Origin of the sequence: Bdellovibrio sp. KM01, assembly GCF_013752535.1 — a bacterium.
Lineage (GTDB): Bacteria > Bdellovibrionota > Bdellovibrionia > Bdellovibrionales > Bdellovibrionaceae > Bdellovibrio.
The window spans coordinates 2,271,812-2,290,484 of the sequence record NZ_CP058348.1 but is presented as its reverse complement, the minus strand read 5'-3'; the positions used below and the strand labels follow the sequence as shown (position 1 = coordinate 2,290,484).

Sequence of the window (18,673 nt, the reverse complement as noted above, 5' to 3'; positions counted from 1 at the left end):
CCGTCCTTAAGGCGTTGGGCCCTATCTCAAAATGAGACGAGGAGTCGAGTCTCTTAGTTCTTAGCCAGGCTTATGCAAATGATGTGGACATCATTATAGCCAACCATGGTCATGACTTCACAGGAGTATTTGGGATTTGAGCTCAGCAGATTGGGGGACAGTCTTTTCGCCCAGCCATTCGGTGTGAGTGGCGCTGTATAGGTGTTGCCGTCATTTAAGCGGATGCTTAAGTTGGGAGCTGCTTCAATATGGTAGATTGAAGGATCAATATAAATGAAAGCAAATCCGTGTTCATTGGATTTAACTTCAAGGGAGGCACTTTCCGCTGAGTTAATTTTGGATAGACCGGTCAACCGAATTGGAATACTCCACAGAGATGAAATCTGTCCTGAGTCAGTAATCAGTTTAACATAAAAGTTATAGCTGGGAGGATAGCGGAGAGCGATATCATTATTCAAATATGACAGATGCCAGCTGATTTCTTCGTCTGTTAAAGTTGAAAATGCCAAGCCAACAATGCGACGGCTGTTTAAGGAATCGGTATCACCCAAACTGCGGCGATAGGCATAGATGGCTTCGTGTAAAACCATTGCTGCCTTGGATCTTTCCGACAAAGTATTAAAAAGACTTTTCTGAACAAAAATGAAACCATTGTTGTCGTAATTTACGATTTGTTCGTAACTAATACGTCCTTTCGGGCAAGTAGAGGATCTTGGGACGGCAAAATAAAGAGCATCGTTGATAATTTTTAAATCTTGATCCAGGTAAGTGATCTTTGGTCCCGATCTTAGATCGTTGACCTCTTTCAAAAATGGCGCAAGTCCTGCGAGAGGGTTGTTTGGCAGCCCACTTAAACGCTGGGCCACCTTTTTAACGATGCTGTGATAGTTTCCGTTGAAATTTGTAATTCTCAATCCATATTGCGACGAGGCTTCATGCAGATCGATTTGAGCAACCCATGACACTTCAGTATTTGTAAAACCTTTTCCAACGTAATTGCGACATATCCAGGCGCCACCGCCGTTGCCGACGCGGTTCCAGGCAAATGATACTGAGCTTACTAACAAGAATAGAATTGAAACTATAAGTTGGCTTTTCATTTTTATTCCTTAGAGTCCGTGACCGGAAAGAATTGCACCGAAAGGGTATAGACTGTTTTCTTTTTGCCAACTTCAAGCTCTTGGCAAAGCTGGTTTTGAAATTCGCGAATCATTTTTTTGGCTTTGCCAATTTTTGCAGGATTGATGGCCAGGGTGACCGCGCCAAATTCTCGTTCCTCAACGGGAACAGTATCAAGTTTTGTCTTTGCGATATCGATCATACTGCGGTGGTAAGCCTTGATGGCACCGGATGGAATATCATCCGTGGTTGTTAAGGGGTTTCCAGTCTGCTTAAAACTGCCATCTGATTTAATGGAAATTAGATCCAGTCGTTGTAAACGTTTTAAGGCATCGCGGGCTTGCAGCTCGCTGATTCCCAGGCGTTCTGAAATCCAAGCCGGTGTGGCTTTGTTTAAGGAAATATCACCCAGGCTTAAGATTGCGAAGTGGTACCACTCGGCAAGAAATGTAAATTTGTCTTCAGCGATAAGTTGCGTCTGACGTTCCTGGACTGTCGGAGTTTCCAGTAAATGCGGAAAGGCTGAAGATAAAAATAAAGACTTATCTGCTGGTGAAAGTTCAAGCTTGTTTAAGAGCTTATGAGCCTGTTGAGTTGTCAGATTTCTTTTTCCGATAATTAACGATGAAAGATGGCTGGCACTCAAGTCCAATTGTTTCGCGAACGCACGCAATGAAAAACGGGGATTGCTTTGCTTGCGTGTCAGCAGTTCTGAAGAAAGAATGTCGCGATAAGTGTGGTTCATGGGGCGACTTTTAGCGTGGGGAACAGGAGCGGGTCAAGAGGTGTGAAAACGACTGTAATCAAAACGGGTACACTTTAAGTGAGCGAATTTCAGTTAAGAAATCCTTCACTGATGTTGTGAAAAGAGTGAGTTTTGAAGTCACTCCTTCACTTCGATTTTATCGCATTTTAAAGCATCGGCGAGTCTAAAAGATACTGGGCTTTAAACAGTTCTTTTTCGATCTCTGCCTTTTTCATCCCAGCGTCTTTGAACTGTTTATCTAAAAAGTAAATTTCAAACTCCTGACTTTTCACTGATTTTATCTGGTTGCAGTATTTTTTTGACAGGATTTCGGGAGTGACGGCGGAGACGGGATCATGGCCTTCTCGTTCAGCGGTATCCTGCAGTTCAAAGGTCACATTCATCAGCCAGTCGTTGATATATGCGTAAGCATAGCGTGGCTTGATTTTGTCCATGCTCGCGATGAATTTTTCAGAGCGGTATTTGCAATTGCTGCTGAGTGATTCCAGGATCGAGGGAGTTTTTGCGTTGGCGTGAAAGCTGTAAATCAAAAGATTCAAAATAATAAATGCCTTTTTCATAACTTGTTTTCGCAATCTCAGATTCGGGAAGATTCCGCGAGTCTTGTTGCGATCCTTTCACAAGGTATAAAAGCAAATTCTGGCCCGGCGAGAGTCGGTTCATTTTTAGCTCAAGTAGATGAAAAGTACGAAAGTGACAGTAGGGGCTTCATGCTGTCAAATTCTTATGACTTCGTTTTTTAAGGGTGTAGTTGTTCCGTGTGAATCGTTCCGCGAGACAGACACTCGATCGGGAACTCAGGCTTATGGCTGTTTGCCTTTTTTAGAAGCGGGCAGTCGGTCCGCGATGCCTTCAAGTTTTTTTCGTTGCTCGGGGGTCCATGTTTTTAAAAAGCCTTCTGGGTCTTTTTGGGCTTCCTGCATGACTTTCATCAGCTGTTCTTGTGACAGGCCTTTCATGTTGCCCAGTACGTCTGCAGCAAGGTCGTACATTTCATTTTCGTTGGCAGAGCTGCCTGACATGCTTTTAACTTTTTCTGCAACGTTAGCGGCCTCAGGGGACTCTTTGGTCATGCCTTGGCGAGTTTGAGAGCTGCGCAGGTCTTTTTGGGTTTTTTCAATTGCAGCCGCCATTTCGCTTGCATCATCAGCAAGGGCATAGGCGCCACAGAAAAGAGAAGCGATAAAAAGAATAATGGCAGTGGATTTACCAATAAGTTGCAACATTCCGGCACCTTTCAAAGTACATACAGAATAAATCGGAACTTTCGGCTGGAAACAGTAGTATTTCCTGAAAGTCTCACGATGAGACTTCCTAGTCGCATTTGTTTAGTTTTGGCTTGCGATCTGCTTAGTGTCGCAGACTAAGGAAGTTAATTATGAGGCAGGAGCTTTGTGTACGAAGGGTCCGCCAAAAGGGCCTTGCAAATTTGCTCGCCCAGGATTTTACCCGCTGCCACATCCGACGGATAGTGAACTCCCACCACCGTGCGCAGAGTTCCCAGGCGATCTCCGTAAGTCAAAATCTGCTGAGCACGTTCTGGAAAGATCGCAGCCATGATGCAGGCATCAGTCATGCTGACCGCGGCGTGCATGCTTGGGTAAGATTTCGAACCACCTGGTGGCGGAATGCAGGGACGAAGGCGAGAGTAGTCACTGTAAGGACGGGGGCGGTGATAGTGATCCTTAAAGGAATCAGAAATTTTTGAAGCCAGGGAGGAGGCTTGCATCAGAGGTCTTTGGATTTTTGCGTATTCTTCGGCAGTGAAAAGTCCTGATTTTTTATAAAAAGCATCGAAGGTGGGGCTTTGCTGTTTTTCGGCCATGGCGCACTCAGCTTCGGTGCGGCGGTTTTGCAGATCAAACATGATGTCGACTTCTGCTTTTTCAACCGAGGATTCTGAAACCGGCGGATCCTGCATAGTAAAATCCCTCGCCGAAATCTGTGTCCAGTCGGCTTGGGACGTTAACGGAAGAACCAGGATCAAAGAAGCTGTCAGAGTCAGTCTTTTCATAGAACTTTTGTAGTCCCGCTATTTCCCTGACTCAATAAAATTCACCGATCTTGACGATACCCTGATGTTATTACAGGACGCGCAGTGTTGTTATTCTGAAAAGTCCGTTTCTGAAAGGTGTCGCAAGAGAAAACTCTACTATTTCTTAAAGACCAAAAATCCATCATCCACGGGAACAGTTGTTCCATTGATGGCTTGAGCTGCATCGGAGAACAAGAAAGCTACCACACTGGCAACTTTTTCGGGTTCAATCAGGCGGCCGTGCATGTGTTGCTTTGCCAAAGAATCCTTCAGGGCCTTGTCATCACCCAAAATCGGAGTGTTGATGAAGCCAGGAGCCACACCGACCACACGAATGCCATGCGGAGCCAGTTCTAACGCGGCAGTTTTACTCATCATCACAACGGCTGCTTTAGCGGCGTTGTAATTAAAGCTTCCTTCCGCAGCCATGGTGCCATAAATCGAAGCGGTGTTAACAAACGTCCCCTTGGCTTTAAGTTCCACCATCTTTTTAGCAGCGTACCACATCCCGTAATAAACGCTGTGTTGATCGACCTCGATAACTTTCAGGTAAGAGGCGGGCTCCATTTCCAAAAACGGTTTCACCAGGCCAATTCCAGCATTATTAAAGATCCCGTTCAAGGTTCCGAATTTTTCGACGGCAAAATCGACCAGGGCTTTTACTTGGTCGGCTTTAGAAACATCGACTTTGAATGAAAAGGCCGGTACGCCAATTTCGCGCAATTCTTCCGCGGTTTTTTCTGCCCCTTGATCGTTATAGTCGGCAGAGATTATTTTTGCGCCCTTCTTGGCGAGAGCGACAGCAGACTCTCTTCCAATTCCGCTCGCGGCACCGGTGACGATGATAACTTGATCTTTTAATTCCATGAAAAACTCCTTGCAGATGCCTATTCTAGGAATCTCCAGAAAGACTCACAATCAAGGAGCACATTCCTTGTGAACTATCAGAGAGGCCTCCCGTGTCGAAGATATTGACGATTTCCCTCTTGGCCGTGAAAGGATTATTCGCTAACTTTTGGACACTCCTGAATATTGCGTACCGATGTGAGAACGCTATTCGCGGTACCTTTGCACAGCTTGTATACTAAGAGGCATGAACACACTTAAAATTTTTGGATTAGGCGTTCTGGTAATTATGGTGCTTTGTGGCGCGGTGGCTTTGGTCAATGGTTCCGCAGAGTATCGTGCGCAGCAGGATGCGAAAACGATCACAATCCATGTCAGCTCCACTTCCAATTCAATCGTCTCTGGCGAATAGTCCGAGTTTTGACAAGACTTGCAAACGCTGTTAGCGTGAAGCTTGTGAAGTATTCAGGTTTCTTATTTCTTTTCGCATTTTTGTTTTTTGCGAGCTTTCCACAAATGGAAGTCGCAGCGGGCAGTGGTGCGTCTGTTTCTTCAGTGCAACGTCTGGTTGCAAGTCCCTCTTTAGCATTTGAACTTTCTAACAATCTTCGTTTCTTTAAAAACACAGATCGTCTGCCGACGTTCTTTGCTGTCGTCACTGATATTGTAATTTTAAATCCCGAGGTCGAATACGGCCATCGCGATCCTGTTTCCTATCGCTATCAAAGTCTGGTTGAATTCAATTGGTCTCAGTCTCGAGCGCCGCCAGATTCCATCATCTAATCCCACAGTTTAATTTTAGTTTTTAGAAACTTAGCACCTTCGCTTTGAAAGCGAAGGGAATGGATTTATTTGTATGGAAAACAAGTCATCACACAATAGCGCGCCTCCCGATGTAAAACACAGTTCTCGTGGAATTATTATTCTGGGAGTTTTGGTGGTTCTTTTAGTGATCTTTAAAATATTTGTGTACCCGCATTTCGAATAGCGGTTGCACTCGAAAGGCCCCGGATTGTCCCCCGGGGCTTTTTTATTTACGCGAATTGCGCTTGATCAGTGGCAACGGTTTCTCCGTTGACTTGGACTGTATAAAAAATGGGAACCGCTTTTGAAAGCATCGCTGCCGTTCCGCTGTATTGGTGAGTCGAGCGTTTGGCGGCCTCGACAACTTGCGCGGCATCGATGCCAGCGCCTTTTACTGAGTAGGTTAAATCAATGCGCGTGAAGATTTTTGGATGCTTGTCGGTAAGTCCCGCACGGGCTTCCAGATCAAAGCTTTCATATTGCACTTGAAACTTGGCCATCAAATCAACGACATCTGTTCCTGTGCATCCACATAAAGCGGCAAGGACTAATTCTTTGGGGCTGGGGCCTGCGGATTTGGCATCAGCCAGGGCGACATCGATATCACCCTGCATTCCGCGAACTTCAAATTTAAAATGATGACCATCAATGCGGTGGACTTTTGCTCTCATGAAAGCTCCTTGGGTAAGAAGCTTATTGAAGTTTCGCAGCGTTGTCCAATATCCATTTTTTTGTAGCAAACACGTCGATCAAAAGGGAGCGACCGTGGCAGGTGTCCCTGTCATTTGGGTCTTTGTTGTAACCCGCCAAAGCACCTTCATTAATACCCACCAGGTAGTACTTACCGTTGGAAACCGTATAAGCTGGGCCACCTGAATCTCCATAGCAGATTCCTTTAAGATTGGATTGATCCACCACAAAAGATTGCGAATTCTTCTCCATAATGTCGTACATGTATAAGACCTTTTGTTTGACGGTGCGAAGGATTCCCCATCCCTTTTCGTCGGTCGGACCGTTGGCGATACTTTTGTTTTGCCCAAAGCCAATATGAATGATGTCCAAACCTGGTTTGGCACGAATTGTTTCTGTAGGCATATTGATGGGTTCATATCCCGGGGCAAGATCCCCACGGACTTTGATTAACGCAAGGTCGGCATCCTTACCGGTGTTTTGGTCTTTTTCATATGAAATGAACGTCGTCGAGTTCAGATAGTAGTAGTCTTTAGAATGCATATCATTCGTGAACATCACATAGACCAACTTGGCATTACTCATACAGTGTCTGGCAGTTAAGATCAGATCTTTTCTGATTATAACAGCAGAGCAGGTGGTTTGGGATTCATCTTTACGCAATATCAAAAGGCCCACGGCGTGTTTTATCAGGGAGCTATTTTTGGGAATTGGCTCGCCACCAACAATTCCGGTTTCGTTAGTTAGCTCCACTTGAGCACCTGGGTTGGTTCCCTGGCAGCCGGCGATCAGAGTCAGGGCAAGAACAGACAATCCGATTTGCGTTAGATTCTTTTTCATATGTTTTTTCCTAAAGCGGGGAGTTTAGCTGAACAACGGGCGGCCCACCAGAGGGGCTGAAAACTCCTCAGGATTGTAAACAGTTTAAACATTATGTCTGGTGGCAAAGGTATGACGTAGCTGCTAAAAGCCTTGCGCGACCACCAGAGGAGAGTACCCTAACTTATCACCTCTGAAAGGACCTCCGCGATGAACTATCAGCTCCCAGAATTTCCGGGTATTCCTCAGTTAAATGGCCGTATTTTAATTAACGGTGAAATCCGTGATAAAGGCTATGAATCTCAGCCGGTCTTTTCGACATGTACAGAAGACGGTAAGCCTCAACAAATCGGAACGACTCCACACGTAAGCGCGGATATATTGCGAGACGCAGTGGACGGGGCGGCGAAAGCTTGGGCAAAGGGATTAGGCGATTGGCCCACATCGCGCATGGAGGATCGTATCAAGGCGGTGGTGGCTTTCAGAAATGGGATGCTTGAGCAGCGTGAAATCATCTGTCGCCTGCTTATGTGGGAGATCGGAAAAAACTGGGTTGACTCCCAGGCCGAGTTTGATCGTACGATTCAATACATCGATGATACGGTGAATGAAGTAAAAAACATGGACCGCGAAGCCAGTCGTTTTCAATTCTCGGGTGGCGTGATGGCGCAGATTCGCCGGGCTCCCTTGGGTGTGACGTTGTGTATGGGGCCTTTCAATTATCCGCTGAATGAAACTTTTACGACACTGATTCCGGCCCTGATCATGGGAAATACCGTTGTGGTGAAGCTTGCTCGGTACGGGCAGCTTTTGTGGGAGCCGCTACTTGAACCTTTCCGTACAGCTTTTCCTAAAGGCGTCGTAAACATCATCAATGGTTTGGGGCGCGAGATCGTGAACCCCGTGGTGAAGGATGGCAAGATCGATGTCCTGGCTTTCATCGGCACCAGCCGTGTCGCAAATCAGATCAAGGTTTCTCATCCTCAGCCTTTCCGCTTCCGTAGTATTTTAAGTCTGGAAGCTAAAAATCCCGCGATTATTTTGGAGGACGCGGATTTGGAAAATGCCGTGAATGAGTGCGTGCGTGGAGCATTGTCTTTCAATGGTCAGCGCTGTACGGCTTTAAAAATGATTTTTGTGCATAAAAAGATCTCGGCCGAGTTCACTAAAGTATTGGTTCAAAAAGTGAATAGTCTTGTTGCTGGGATGCCTTGGGATAAGGGCGTTGCTATCACTCCCTTGCCAGATCCAGAAAAACCAAAGTACCTCCAAGGCTTGATCGACGATGCAATTTCTAAAGGCGCGGTGCTGGCGAATCCAGAGCAGGGTGGAAAGCTTAAAGGAAATATTTTCTTCCCAGCGATTTTGGGGAATGTACCTTTGAATTCCCGTGCTGCTGTTGAAGAACAATTCGGTCCTGTGATTCCTTTGGCTGAATACGAAAGCTTCCAAGAGATCGAGGATTATATTTTAAATTCTCCTTATGGAAATCAGGCAAGTGTGTTTGGTCGTGATGCCGAAAAAATGGGACGAATGATTGATCGCTTAAGCAATCAGGTTTGTCGCATCAACATTAACAGCCAATGCCAGCGTGGCCCGGATGTTTATCCTTTCACAGGGCGTAAAAATTCTGCCGAAGGAACTTTGAGTGTTTACGATGCCCTTCGCTCGTTCAGTATTCGTTGCATGGTCGCGGCGAAACAAGATCAAGCAAGTCGTCAGGTGATTCAGGGGATTTTGCATCAAGACAGTTCTAAGTTCTTATCAACAAACGTGGTGCTGTAGGAATGACCTTGACATAACCCGCTGCTCCCTTGGAAATAGGAAAATATAAAAGGGAGCCTATGTTCAATCTTTCAGCTTTACGTTTGTTAACCTCATGGGGCTCTGTCCTTTTATACTTCTTGGTTCTTTCCAGTTGGATGGACTCCGTAACTTCGCCAGCGATGCTGATGGTTTTGTTCACGTTGTTCTTTGCAGTCATCATGTGGTCTGCCTTCGGCGTTGTTCATGAGGCCGAAGAACTTGCGGAAATCATGGGGGAGCCCTATGGAACTTTGATCCTGACGTTATCCATCGTCGTGATCGAGGTGGCCTTAGTAGCAGCTGTAATGTTGGGTTCGAATGCCGCTCCAACCATGGGACGAGATACGATGTTCTCGGTCTTGATGATCGTTATGAACGGGGTTGTCGGTCTTGGTTTGTTCATTGGTGGTCTTAAACACCGTGAGCAGTCTTACAACCTTCAAGGTGCCGCATCCTACTTGTCTGTATTGATTCCTTTAACGTGTATCGCGTTGATCTTGCCAAATTTCACAACTTCCACCGAGTCCGGAACTTTTTCGTTTTGGCAGTCTACGTATTTCTCGATTTTCTCGATTGCGTTGTATGGCGTTTTCTTGATCACTCAGACGGGACGTCACCGTGCTTTTTACGTTCATCAGATTGAAGGTAAAGTTGACGAGGACGTCGATGCTCCACGTCCACCGATTGATATGGCAAAACTTCGTACTCACGTGATCTTATTGTTAGCAAACATCCTTCCGATCGTTTTGTTATCAAAGGGTCTGGCAAAAATCCTGGATGCAGAAATCAAAGCTTTGAATTTGCCATTGGCCCTGGGTGGGGTGGTTGTTGCTGCGATAGTATTCGCGCCAGAAGGTATCAGTGCACTTCGTGCGGTTGCTCGTAATGATCTTCAACGTACCGTGAATCTGTGCTTGGGCGCTGCGACCTCAACTGTCGGTCTGACGGTTCCAGTGATCCTCGCGATCGCATCCTTCACTGGTCAAAAAGTCGTGTTGGGTTTAGCTCCACGTGAAGTGACGTTGCTGGGAATGACTTTGATCCTCAGTACGTTAACATTCTCGAATAGAAGAACCACAATGCTCGAGGGAACAGTTCACTTGGTTCTGTTCTTCGTGTTCTTAGTTTTGGTATTTAATCCATAAGAACTAAAGGTACGGACTGACTTTCTCCAAATAATTTGGAGAAAGTCAGTCCGTACCTTTTTATCCGCGTGTTTGTCCTGAGCCATCCACCAGCCAGCGGGCATTTGTTAGTTCTCGCAAGCCTACGGGGCCGCGCACGTGCAGCTTTTGTGTGCTGATACCTAGTTCTCCGCCCAAACCGAATTCAAAGCCATCCGTAAAGCGAGTGGAGGCATTCCAATAAACTGCGGCGGCGTCGATTTCCTGTTGGAATAGGCGAGCCTTGTTTTCGGACTTCGTGATGATTGCTTCCGAATGCTTGCTTCCGTGCTTTTCAATATGTGCCAAAGCTTCATCAAGTCCTGAAACCACACGGCAGTTCATGATTAGATCCAAGTATTCCGTGTCCCAGTCTTCGGGCTTCGCGGAAGTCACGCGCTCATGATCCTTCAATATGAATAATGAAGCACTGTCCACGTGCCATTGAAGCTTTTTGGAATCTGTCTCCTTATAAAGCATCGGCAGAAATTGCGCGGCTATCTTTTCATGAACCAAAACTGTTTCTAAGGCATTGCACACGCCGGGGCGTTGAGTTTTGGCATTTGTCACGATCTTAGCTGCCATCGTCAAATCAGCATCCTCATCAACAAACGTGTGGCACATGCCACGGTCGTTCTTAATGATTGGCATCAAAGCCGTGCGCTGAACGAAATCAATCAGCTTGTCGCCACCGCGAGGGACTACGATATCAATCATGTCCTTGCGTTTTAAGAGCTGCTCGACCAAGCCACGGTCGTAATCTTCAACTCCATGGAATGGCATGAACTTAAAACCAGCTTCCGTTAAAGCCGCGCGCATCAGTTTATAAATCGCAGCCGCCGAATGTTTCGATTCAGAGCCACCACGCAGTAAAATCACATTGCCAGATTTAAACGCCAATGAAAACGCCTCCAAAATAACATTGGGACGGGATTCAAAGATCATAAAAATGACACCCAATGGAGCGCGGATCTTTTTTAGCAACAAACCATTTTTCAAAGTCTGCTGGTCAATCATTTCACCGACAGGATCGGGCAGAGCTGCTACTTGTTTCAAACTTCCGATCATTCCATCAATGCGCTCTGGATTTAAAGTCAGACGATCACGAAAGGCTGCCGCAGTATCCGCAGCCAACGCTTCAAGATCTTTTTTATTTTCAGTGATGATATCTTTCGCGGCCAACGAAAGCTTTTCGGCCATTTTTAAAAGGGCTTTATTTTTTGTCGCACTATCCAGTTTACGCTGTTCACGAGCCGCTTTCTTTAAATCAGCCAGCATCAAATCATTTTGCGAGCTCATGACGACCTCCAAATTGAGTTCCTATGCTTGTACCCTGAGCGATATGCAGCAAATTATTTGGAATATCACCCTTTACCAGGTGCGTGATGATTTTATTTTTACCCGCGGTCTCTGCCGCTAATAATTTCGAATACATTCCACCAGTGCCGACCTTGGAAATAGATTTGCGATCCGCTAACGCGAATTCAGCTTTGCCAACCTTTGGACGATAACGAACCAGTGTTGCGTCAGGATTTTTATTCGGATCAGAATCAAAAAGACCTTCCACGTCCGTCATCAGCACCACGCGCTCAGCCTTCATCATGACAGCCACTTTCGCTGCCAATGAGTCATTATCACCGAACTTGATCTCTTCGGTCGCCACGGCATCGTTTTCATTCAGAATAGGGATGACTTTCATTTTAACGAGTTCAGACAGTGTGTTTTGCAAATTCTTGCGACGAACTGGATCTTTCATGTCACCAGCAGTTAGCAAAACTTGTGAGCCCAAAAGATTCGCGGACTGCAAAGCCAAAACATATTGATCCATGACTAAAGGTTGCCCGATTGCGCTCAAAGCTTGTTTTTGCGGAAGTGTACGTTTTGCCGCTTTAAAGTTCGTGCGAGCCACAGCCCAGGCAATCGCTCCCGAAGTCACCCATATCACATCAATGTTGTACTTCTTTTTAAGCTGCGCCACTTGCAGCATCCAAGCCCTCATCAACAGAGGACCGCCATCGCAAACCATTTTGCTGCCAGCTTTAATAACCCAACGACGATTCTTAGCCATACTTCCACTCCGCGAAAAGGTGCCAGGTCCTATTTCTTGTCGACACGCGACAAGAAATGGGACCTGGCACCTTTTCAAGTCTAGGAGGGTGGCTAGTGCACCGCAAATGAAAAATTAGATTTTTAGTGTTTCCAGAAGGGCTGTCAGGATTTGAACCTGAAGTTTGAACGCCATCACTGGATGGGAGGAGTCTTTTTGTTGTTCAGGCAACAGGGGGACGTGAACAAACAAAGAGGGGATGTTCTTAAGTTCTTGGTGATTTAAAACTTTATAGTAAAGATTGTTGCACACATAAACGCCTGCAGACAGAGTCACCGCGACTGGAAAGTTCGGAAAATTCAAATTCAAGTCGTCACGAATTTTTTCCACCGGCAAAGACGTCATCACAGCATCAAGATGTCCCGGGAAGATTTTTTGCGCGGAGATGGCAGGGTTTTTCTTGTCGGCGTTTCTGTTTTCCATCCAGTTGTGCGCCATGCGCTCCAAACAAATTTGTGAGCGGCCACTGGCTTGTCCCAGCATCACGATAAAATCAAATGGCTCGGGCTGGTGTTCGATAAATTTCAAAAGTTCCTGAAACGCCTCTTTGAAATCCACGGGAAGAATCAGCGATGTCACCGTCGGTAATGTGGCTGCAAGCTCAGCTGCGAGCAGTTCCGAGGGGTTGATTTCTTGATTGCCGAAGGGCTCAAAGCCCGTGACCAGGACGCGTTTCATAGGGGTCAGCTTAGCAGAACCCAACGGACGTTGGAAGCGCCCGGAATCCGGAGGTTGATCAAAGTGCGTATAATGCTTATTAAGCTTAATAAAATCGCTTACAGGACCCCCGGTGGGAACGAGGGGTTAAGAAACTCTATTTTAGTCTCAGTTTGAAAGCCAACTGGCAGAGTGCTTTACCTGCCAAACGATAATTTGTTAAATTTAGATGCAGACACCAAAAGGGGAATCCATTGAAAAAGTACGTTGTTGTCTTGGCGGCCCTGGCAGCCTTTGGTTGCGCCCATAAGCAAGAAGTTAAAACTCCTGAAATCGTTGCCAGCTGTTTTGGTGACGGCGAAAGTCAGGATGTGTGTAAAGCCGAACGTGTGAACGACGAAAGCAAAGTCGTAACCACACGATGTATTGGCTCGCAGAATCGCAATGCCCTCGCATCCTTGCGTGGCAAGTGCGTGGAAAAAATCTGCAGCAAAGGTTCAAATACGGATTGTCAGTTGCGCGGTGAAATCGGCGTGTTGGATCAATATTCGGAACTGATGCGCCATCGCTACTTTGATGATGAAGAGGGTGGAACTCAATCTGCCCAAACTTCGGGACAAGGAAAAAAGGTCTCTAAAGCCAAAGGAAAAAAAGGCAAAAAAGCCATGGAAGCTCAGCAAGAGTTGGATGTTGATCCAACCGCCCAGCTTCCAAAAATGCCGGCTAAGCCTGAGCCCGTTGTGCAAAAGCCCGCGCCCAAAGCGGTTTCCCAAGAACCAGTCGAGCCCGCTCCTATTAATGTCACTTTAAAAGCAGATACGGCAAAAGCGGCTCCGGTGGCAGCAGCTCCAGTTCCTTCCAGGAAGCCTGCATCGGTCGCAGGCAGTGCCGAGGGCTTTAAAAAAGTCTGCGTGGCTAAGAATGATTCCAAAGCACCTTCGGGTCTGCGTGGCAAATGTGCGACTCGTACGTGCGCTGACGGCAAGTGCTCTTATGGTGGTCGGAAAGAAATGTTCGACTACGTATCTCGATCCAGTAACTAAGCTTCTCTATACTCCAAGGCCCACAATCTTGCGGGCTTCGGCGCGATCAAAGTATTCAAACTCTTCTTCGATCATTTTTTCCAGCTGATCACGATCCACTATATAAATCTGCACGAGCCGCAAGACTTGAAACTTGGGAGTCACCGTCTGAAACTTACGCAAGATGGGAACCACTTCTGTGGTGTATAAGGGAATGCGTACGCCCGTTTCGCTATAGGAAGCCGAAAAATCCGCCACCTGTGCTAAATGTTCGGAATCTTCGTGGCAATCTTCCAGGCGCTTCATTAAATCTGCCAAGGATACCGGGTAATAGTGGTCCGTGATAATTTTTGAGCCGCTGTAAACTTCCACCGGTGCATTTTCACGCAGATGAATTTCAATGCGAGCATAGCAATAACCTTTTACATCTTTGATGTGGCCGTTTTCGACGGTCAGCTTGCAAGGTTGTGAAGGGTCTGACATTTCAATTGTGTTGCTGCGACGTCCTCGGCGGAAGTTGGATGACGTTAAGGAGTCTTTGCTGATCGTAAATATTTTTACAATTGCTATGTTCGCAGGAAGGGTCGTGGAGTATTTAACAATGACTTTGTCTGCAGCACTCGGGACGTTAACTAAAATCTTTTCGACGTCTTTGATGTCCACATCATTCTGTGACGATTGCGGATTGAATTCGCTTCCGACATTCTCCCAAAGAATCGTGTTGGTTTCATGATCGAAATCACTCGGATGTTGCCGGTCCGGACTGCAGCTTGTAAGCAAAAGCGACAAGATGAGGCTGCTGAAAGCGAATTTATTCAGGTTCATAGAACACTCTTTTGTGAAAATGTATTTAGGCTGTCCAAAAAAAATTCTATGAACTGCCGTAAAGAAAAGTCCAACAACGAATCATGAAATGATTGTTAGGAAAGGGTTTTCGGCGGTTCTGTGGGAGGAAAAAGTTACAGAAGAGTGCTCACAAATGTGATGACTCGATGAGTTATGCGTAAACCCCAAATTGTACATTTCCCAGTGAAGGATTAGTAAATGAAGCATGACTCAGGAATCGCTTCTTACAAAAAAAGAAATTCTAAAAATGATGGTTGGCTTTCGTCGCTTCAGAGAGCGTTTCTTTAAGGAACAGCACTCTGTCTATGACAGTTTGGCCACGGGGCAAAGTCCAAAAACTTTGATGATTGCGTGCAGTGACTCACGCGTTGATCCGGCGATTTTATTTTCTTCTTCTCCAGGTGAAATCTTTGTCGTTCGCAACGTTGCAAACCTGGTTCCTCCTTTTGAATCTAATATTGGTTTCCACGGGGTTTCCGCAGCGATTGAATTTGCGGTTGTTAATCTACAAGTCGAAAACGTGGTGATTTTAGGACATCGTCAGTGCGGTGGTATTCGATCCTTGTTCCAACCGGATGCCATTCGCGAGGGTGGATTCGTGCAACAATGGATGACGATTGCCGGCGAAGCGAAAGAAAAAGTTTTGAAAGCGCACCCGGAAGGCGACGTGGATTCTCATTGCCGCGAGTGTGAGAAGACTTCAATCGTGACCTCACTTGACAACCTGCGTACTTTTCCATTTATCGATTTCGCTGTGAAGAATCGTGGTTTGCAATTGATCGGTGTGTACTTCGATCTTGAAGACGGGAAGCTGTCTTTCTATGACGAAGTGACGGATGCGTTTCGCGAACTTGAAATTTCGAAAGTACAAGTCTAACCGGAAAAGCGCTCTCAGTGCGGAACTTGAGGGTGCTTGAAATTAGGTGCTCGAATTATAATCAGCTGATTCTTATTTTGGTAAACAAAAAGCCTCTAGTTTAATTCTAACAAAATCCTGACATTCGGCTCCAAGCTCTAGATATTCCACGACATTCCACGAGTTTTCTGAAATGCAAAAAATTCAATTTGCGACTCCAATGGAGTCAGAGCGACATGGCAATTGCGTTGCGTCTCCTTCTGTTTTGCAATAGTTATTTTTATCCATGGGGAACACTTCTATTAAAAAAACATCAGAATTATCAAATTTCTTTAACGAGATTTTCTTAAACCGCCGCCGCAAAAATCCAAAGTACTCAATGCGAGCTTTCGCTCGTGACCTTTCGTTAACGCAAGGTCGTCTTTGGGAGTTGATCCATGGCCGCTATATCCCCGGTGCAAAAGTGACAGAGCGTATTTCTGAACTTTTGAAGCTTTCGCCGGAAGATAAAAGCAAAATGCAGATGTTGATCGCTGCTGAAAAGGCACAACCAGTATCAACAATGCGTTCTGTTTCTAATGATGAGTTTGCCATGATCTCGGATTGGGAGCACTTGGCGATCTTCAATTTGATTTCGACGAAAGGTTTTGATCACACCATCAATAGTATTGTGTCTCGCTTGGAGATTTCACAGTTGCAAGCAGAAGGTGCTTTGAATCGTCTGGTTGATCAAGGTTTGGTGACAGAAGAAGACGGACGTTATGTTCCGGCTTACACGAATATCACCACTCAAAATGAAGTGCCATCTGAAGTTTTGCGCGAGTTCCATCGTCAAATCATCGGTCGCTCTGTCACATCGTTGCAGCGTGATTCCGTTGATTCTCGCAGCATCACCAGCATGGTTTTCCCAGCGAACGTTAAGAACTTGGCAAAGGCGAAAAAAATCATCGCTGAGTTCAACGTGCGTATGGCTGAACTTATGGATAAAGGCGACACAACGGAAGTGTACAGCCTGGCAGTGCAATTAGTACCAATAACAGTAGCGGGAAGGTAGGACCTTGATGAAAAGTATGATGAAGAGTGTATTGTTGGTCGGTTTGATGTCTTTCCCAGGACTAAGTCACGCGTGGACTTATGTGGGTAATGCAGGCAACGTGGTTGTTTGTTCGGACCAAGTGATGGGTTTTTACGATCGTTTCGAATTAACCCTGCGTTATGACTGGGTTTGGGATCAGGAAATTATTGATCAAACAGACAGTGGCTCAGAATTCGACGAAGTTAAATTGGCTGGCGCTTATATTAAGCGTATTCAAAAATTGAATCCGATTCTTTTCGGAAAATTGAACACGTATCTTGCAACATTCATGGAGGAAGTAACTTTCGTAAAAGGTTATTTGCCGAATGTTTTGGATGATGCCGGTGTGGTTGTATTGCCAGCGAAAGATTGTTCTTTGGAACTTTTGATCGTGCAAAAGCCAGTTCAATATCCAAAAAAATCTTTGTACACAATCAATCAGATTTACTGGGATAAACTTTCGACTCAAGATCGCGCTGTTGCGATTCTTCACGAAATTATCTACCGCGTAGCTTTGTCTCGTGGAAAAGCACCGGAGTCTTCTGAAGGTGTTCGTTTGATCAATGAAGTGATCTTGTCCAACAAAGTTAAAACAATGTCTGAAGATGAGTTTGCGAATCTTCTAAGATTGGTATTTACTCCGGGATCTCCGGGGACTCCGACTCCGACAAAATAGAGTCGATTTTCTGCTCGGTTCACTTGGTTCGCGATCTGAACCAAGTGAACACGAAAGTGCTGTCGCAGTCGCTGCTGTGTCGAGCCTTTGTGCATTTTTAATTCTGAGTTTTACGAAACCCTGTGATCCATTCGGTTAAGAAATAAACCAGGGCGGTTGCAGGGAATAAAGACCCCACGATCGTCGTCATCGTCCATCCGCCATGGGCATAGGCCCAGGCCCCCGCGAAAGAACCCAAAGCCCCTCCCACGAAAATAGTCGCGATATAAAGGCCATTCAGGCGTCCCCGATATTCAGGTTTCAAAGAAAAGATAGCACGTTGGCCTAAAACCAGCGTCGCGGTGATACCTGCATCCAATAAAATTGCGGCAAATACTAAAACTCCCAATGCTGTGTACGATCCGGGCTCCACAATGTGAGTCACTGCAAAAGAAGCGATAGCTGAAAGCATCGCGACCGCGGTGGCTTGAGTGCTCATGCCTTTATCTGCCAGTCGACCCGCAATGGGGGCTGAGATCGCGCCGGCCACTCCGGCAAAGGCAAAAATCGCAATCGCAGTTTGGGAAAGATGATACGTTTCACTCATCAGATAAAGGGGAGCGGCTGTCCAAAACAAACTGAATGCGCCAAACATACAAGCCTGATAGATCGCGCGACGGCGCAAGACTGGCGTAGTTCTGAAAAGCTCGCCCATAGAGGCAATCAGTTTGACGTAGTGAATATTTTCAGTGTCAGCCGGTTTTCGTGGAGGCAGGAATTTATAAAGAATAAACGCCATGATCGACATGAAAATAGCCGAAAGAAAAAACACCGCATGCCAGGAAAGCATGTCTGTTAAAAGACTTGAGATGGGGCGAGAAAGCATAATCCCAAGCATCAGTCCACTCATCAGGCTTCCAACCACGCGACCGCGATGGGATTCCGACGTCATATGAGCCGCGTAAGGCACGACAATTTGTACGGCCGAGGTGCCAATGCCCAAAATCAAAGCGGCGGTCAAATACGGAATAACATGAGTGGTGAAGGCGAGGGCCAAAAGAGCGGCCACTGCGATCATCATCAAAGTGATGATGAGTTTTTTATTTTCCACCAGATCGCCAAGGGGAACCAGGAATAAAACTCCCAGACCGTAACCGATTTGTGTGAATGTCACGACCAATCCTGCTGATGATGTTGCAATGCCAAGGGCAAGGCTTATCATCGCCACGAGTGGTTGTGCATAGTAAAGGTTCGCTGCAATAACTCCGACAGTAAGTCCTAAGAGTAATGTTAAGGTTCTGGCGGGAACTTCGGGGGCGGATTCTTGATGATTCATGATGGGTACTCCTGATGTTCGATGAGTATCGAACAATGTCTGTTATACTCTTTGCTTGTGGAATTGCAAGA

The 18,673-nt window shown here is 46.1% G+C and carries 21 protein-coding genes; 8 read left to right on the top strand and 13 right to left on the bottom strand.

Features of this window, described 5'->3' with window-relative positions:
* Nucleotides 1-53: 53 nt before the first annotated feature.
* The 6 genes from HW988_RS11225 to HW988_RS11200 all read right to left on the bottom strand — a co-directional run bounded on the left by HW988_RS11225 (nt 54) and on the right by HW988_RS11200 (nt 4,787).
* Nucleotides 54-1,100, bottom strand: coding sequence for a hypothetical protein (locus HW988_RS11225; protein ID WP_181604360.1), 1,047 nt, complete (start codon nt 1,098-1,100; stop codon nt 54-56).
* 2 nt (nt 1,101-1,102) lie between these two features.
* Nucleotides 1,103-1,864 (bottom strand): TIGR02147 family protein, encoded by a 762-nt coding sequence (locus HW988_RS11220; RefSeq protein ID WP_181604359.1) that lies wholly within the window; start codon nt 1,862-1,864, stop codon nt 1,103-1,105.
* 167 nt (nt 1,865-2,031) lie between these two features.
* Nucleotides 2,032-2,445: a hypothetical protein gene (locus HW988_RS11215; RefSeq protein ID WP_181604358.1), complete on the bottom strand. Its 414-nt coding sequence runs from the start codon at nt 2,443-2,445 to the stop codon at nt 2,032-2,034.
* 243 nt (nt 2,446-2,688) lie between these two features.
* A complete protein-coding gene (locus HW988_RS11210) occupies nt 2,689-3,111 on the bottom strand; it encodes a hypothetical protein (RefSeq protein ID WP_181604357.1) in 423 nt (140 codons plus the stop codon).
* Between the two features lie 146 nt (nt 3,112-3,257).
* On the bottom strand, nt 3,258-3,899 hold the full coding sequence (locus HW988_RS11205; RefSeq protein ID WP_181604356.1) for a phosphatase PAP2 family protein: 642 nt from the start codon (nt 3,897-3,899) through the stop codon (nt 3,258-3,260).
* Nucleotides 3,900-4,037: 138 nt separating this feature from the next.
* On the bottom strand, nt 4,038-4,787 hold the full coding sequence (locus HW988_RS11200; RefSeq protein WP_181604355.1) for an SDR family NAD(P)-dependent oxidoreductase: 750 nt from the start codon (nt 4,785-4,787) through the stop codon (nt 4,038-4,040).
* A gap of 226 nt (nt 4,788-5,013) precedes the next feature.
* Between HW988_RS11200 and HW988_RS11195 the strand changes: the two genes are divergently transcribed.
* Nucleotides 5,014-5,178, top strand: coding sequence for a hypothetical protein (locus HW988_RS11195; RefSeq protein WP_168196640.1), 165 nt, complete (start codon nt 5,014-5,016; stop codon nt 5,176-5,178).
* 8 nt (nt 5,179-5,186) lie between these two features.
* On the top strand, nt 5,187-5,549 hold the full coding sequence (locus HW988_RS11190; RefSeq protein WP_181604354.1) for a hypothetical protein: 363 nt from the start codon (nt 5,187-5,189) through the stop codon (nt 5,547-5,549).
* A gap of 251 nt (nt 5,550-5,800) precedes the next feature.
* Here HW988_RS11190 and HW988_RS11185 read toward each other — a convergent pair whose 3' ends face one another.
* A complete protein-coding gene (locus tag HW988_RS11185; protein ID WP_181604353.1) occupies nt 5,801-6,241 on the bottom strand; it encodes an OsmC family protein in 441 nt (146 codons plus the stop codon).
* A 22-nt stretch (nt 6,242-6,263) separates the two neighbouring features.
* Nucleotides 6,264-7,100 (bottom strand): trypsin-like serine protease, encoded by an 837-nt coding sequence (locus tag HW988_RS11180; RefSeq protein ID WP_181604352.1) that lies wholly within the window; start codon nt 7,098-7,100, stop codon nt 6,264-6,266.
* A 189-nt stretch (nt 7,101-7,289) separates the two neighbouring features.
* Here HW988_RS11180 and HW988_RS11175 point away from each other — a divergent pair, with 189 nt between their 5' ends.
* Together HW988_RS11175 and HW988_RS11170 are read left to right on the top strand one after the other, a co-directional pair.
* Nucleotides 7,290-8,864 (top strand): aldehyde dehydrogenase family protein, encoded by a 1,575-nt coding sequence (locus HW988_RS11175; RefSeq protein WP_181604351.1) that lies wholly within the window; start codon nt 7,290-7,292, stop codon nt 8,862-8,864.
* Nucleotides 8,865-8,923: 59 nt separating this feature from the next.
* A complete protein-coding gene (locus HW988_RS11170; protein ID WP_181604350.1) occupies nt 8,924-10,030 on the top strand; it encodes a calcium:proton antiporter in 1,107 nt (368 codons plus the stop codon).
* A gap of 60 nt (nt 10,031-10,090) precedes the next feature.
* On the opposite strand, the gene HW988_RS11165 is transcribed toward HW988_RS11170, so the two are convergent.
* From HW988_RS11165 to HW988_RS11155, 3 genes are all read right to left on the bottom strand, one after another.
* Complete coding sequence (locus HW988_RS11165) at nt 10,091-11,347, bottom strand: glutamate-5-semialdehyde dehydrogenase (protein ID WP_181604349.1); 1,257 nt, start codon at nt 11,345-11,347, stop codon at nt 10,091-10,093.
* Nucleotides 11,331-12,116, bottom strand: coding sequence for a glutamate 5-kinase (gene proB / locus HW988_RS11160; RefSeq protein ID WP_181604348.1), 786 nt, complete (start codon nt 12,114-12,116; stop codon nt 11,331-11,333). The genes HW988_RS11165 and proB overlap by 17 nt, the downstream gene beginning before the upstream one ends.
* Before the next feature lie 114 nt (nt 12,117-12,230).
* Entirely contained in the window at nt 12,231-12,833 is a 603-nt protein-coding gene (locus HW988_RS11155; RefSeq protein WP_181604347.1) for a pyroglutamyl-peptidase I, read from the bottom strand.
* Between the two features lie 233 nt (nt 12,834-13,066).
* On the opposite strand from HW988_RS11155, the gene HW988_RS11150 reads away from it, so the two are divergent.
* Nucleotides 13,067-13,855: a hypothetical protein gene (locus tag HW988_RS11150; protein ID WP_181604346.1), complete on the top strand. Its 789-nt coding sequence runs from the start codon at nt 13,067-13,069 to the stop codon at nt 13,853-13,855.
* 6 nt (nt 13,856-13,861) lie between these two features.
* On the opposite strand, the gene HW988_RS11145 is transcribed toward HW988_RS11150, so the two are convergent.
* The gene (locus HW988_RS11145; protein ID WP_181604345.1) at nt 13,862-14,659 is read right to left on the bottom strand and encodes a DUF4476 domain-containing protein; all 798 of its coding nucleotides are present in this window, start codon (nt 14,657-14,659) and stop codon (nt 13,862-13,864) included.
* Between the two features lie 226 nt (nt 14,660-14,885).
* Here HW988_RS11145 and HW988_RS11140 point away from each other — a divergent pair, with 226 nt between their 5' ends.
* The 3 genes from HW988_RS11140 to HW988_RS11130 all read left to right on the top strand — a co-directional run bounded on the left by HW988_RS11140 (nt 14,886) and on the right by HW988_RS11130 (nt 17,287).
* A complete protein-coding gene (locus HW988_RS11140) occupies nt 14,886-15,557 on the top strand; it encodes a carbonic anhydrase (RefSeq protein ID WP_181604344.1) in 672 nt (223 codons plus the stop codon).
* 265 nt (nt 15,558-15,822) lie between these two features.
* Nucleotides 15,823-16,590: a TIGR02147 family protein gene (locus HW988_RS11135; RefSeq protein ID WP_181604343.1), complete on the top strand. Its 768-nt coding sequence runs from the start codon at nt 15,823-15,825 to the stop codon at nt 16,588-16,590.
* A 16-nt stretch (nt 16,591-16,606) separates the two neighbouring features.
* Complete coding sequence (locus HW988_RS11130) at nt 16,607-17,287, top strand: hypothetical protein (RefSeq protein ID WP_181604342.1); 681 nt, start codon at nt 16,607-16,609, stop codon at nt 17,285-17,287.
* Nucleotides 17,288-17,384: 97 nt separating this feature from the next.
* On the opposite strand, the gene HW988_RS11125 is transcribed toward HW988_RS11130, so the two are convergent.
* Nucleotides 17,385-18,602: an MFS transporter gene (locus HW988_RS11125; protein WP_181604341.1), complete on the bottom strand. Its 1,218-nt coding sequence runs from the start codon at nt 18,600-18,602 to the stop codon at nt 17,385-17,387.
* Between the last annotated feature and the right edge of the window lie 71 nt (nt 18,603-18,673).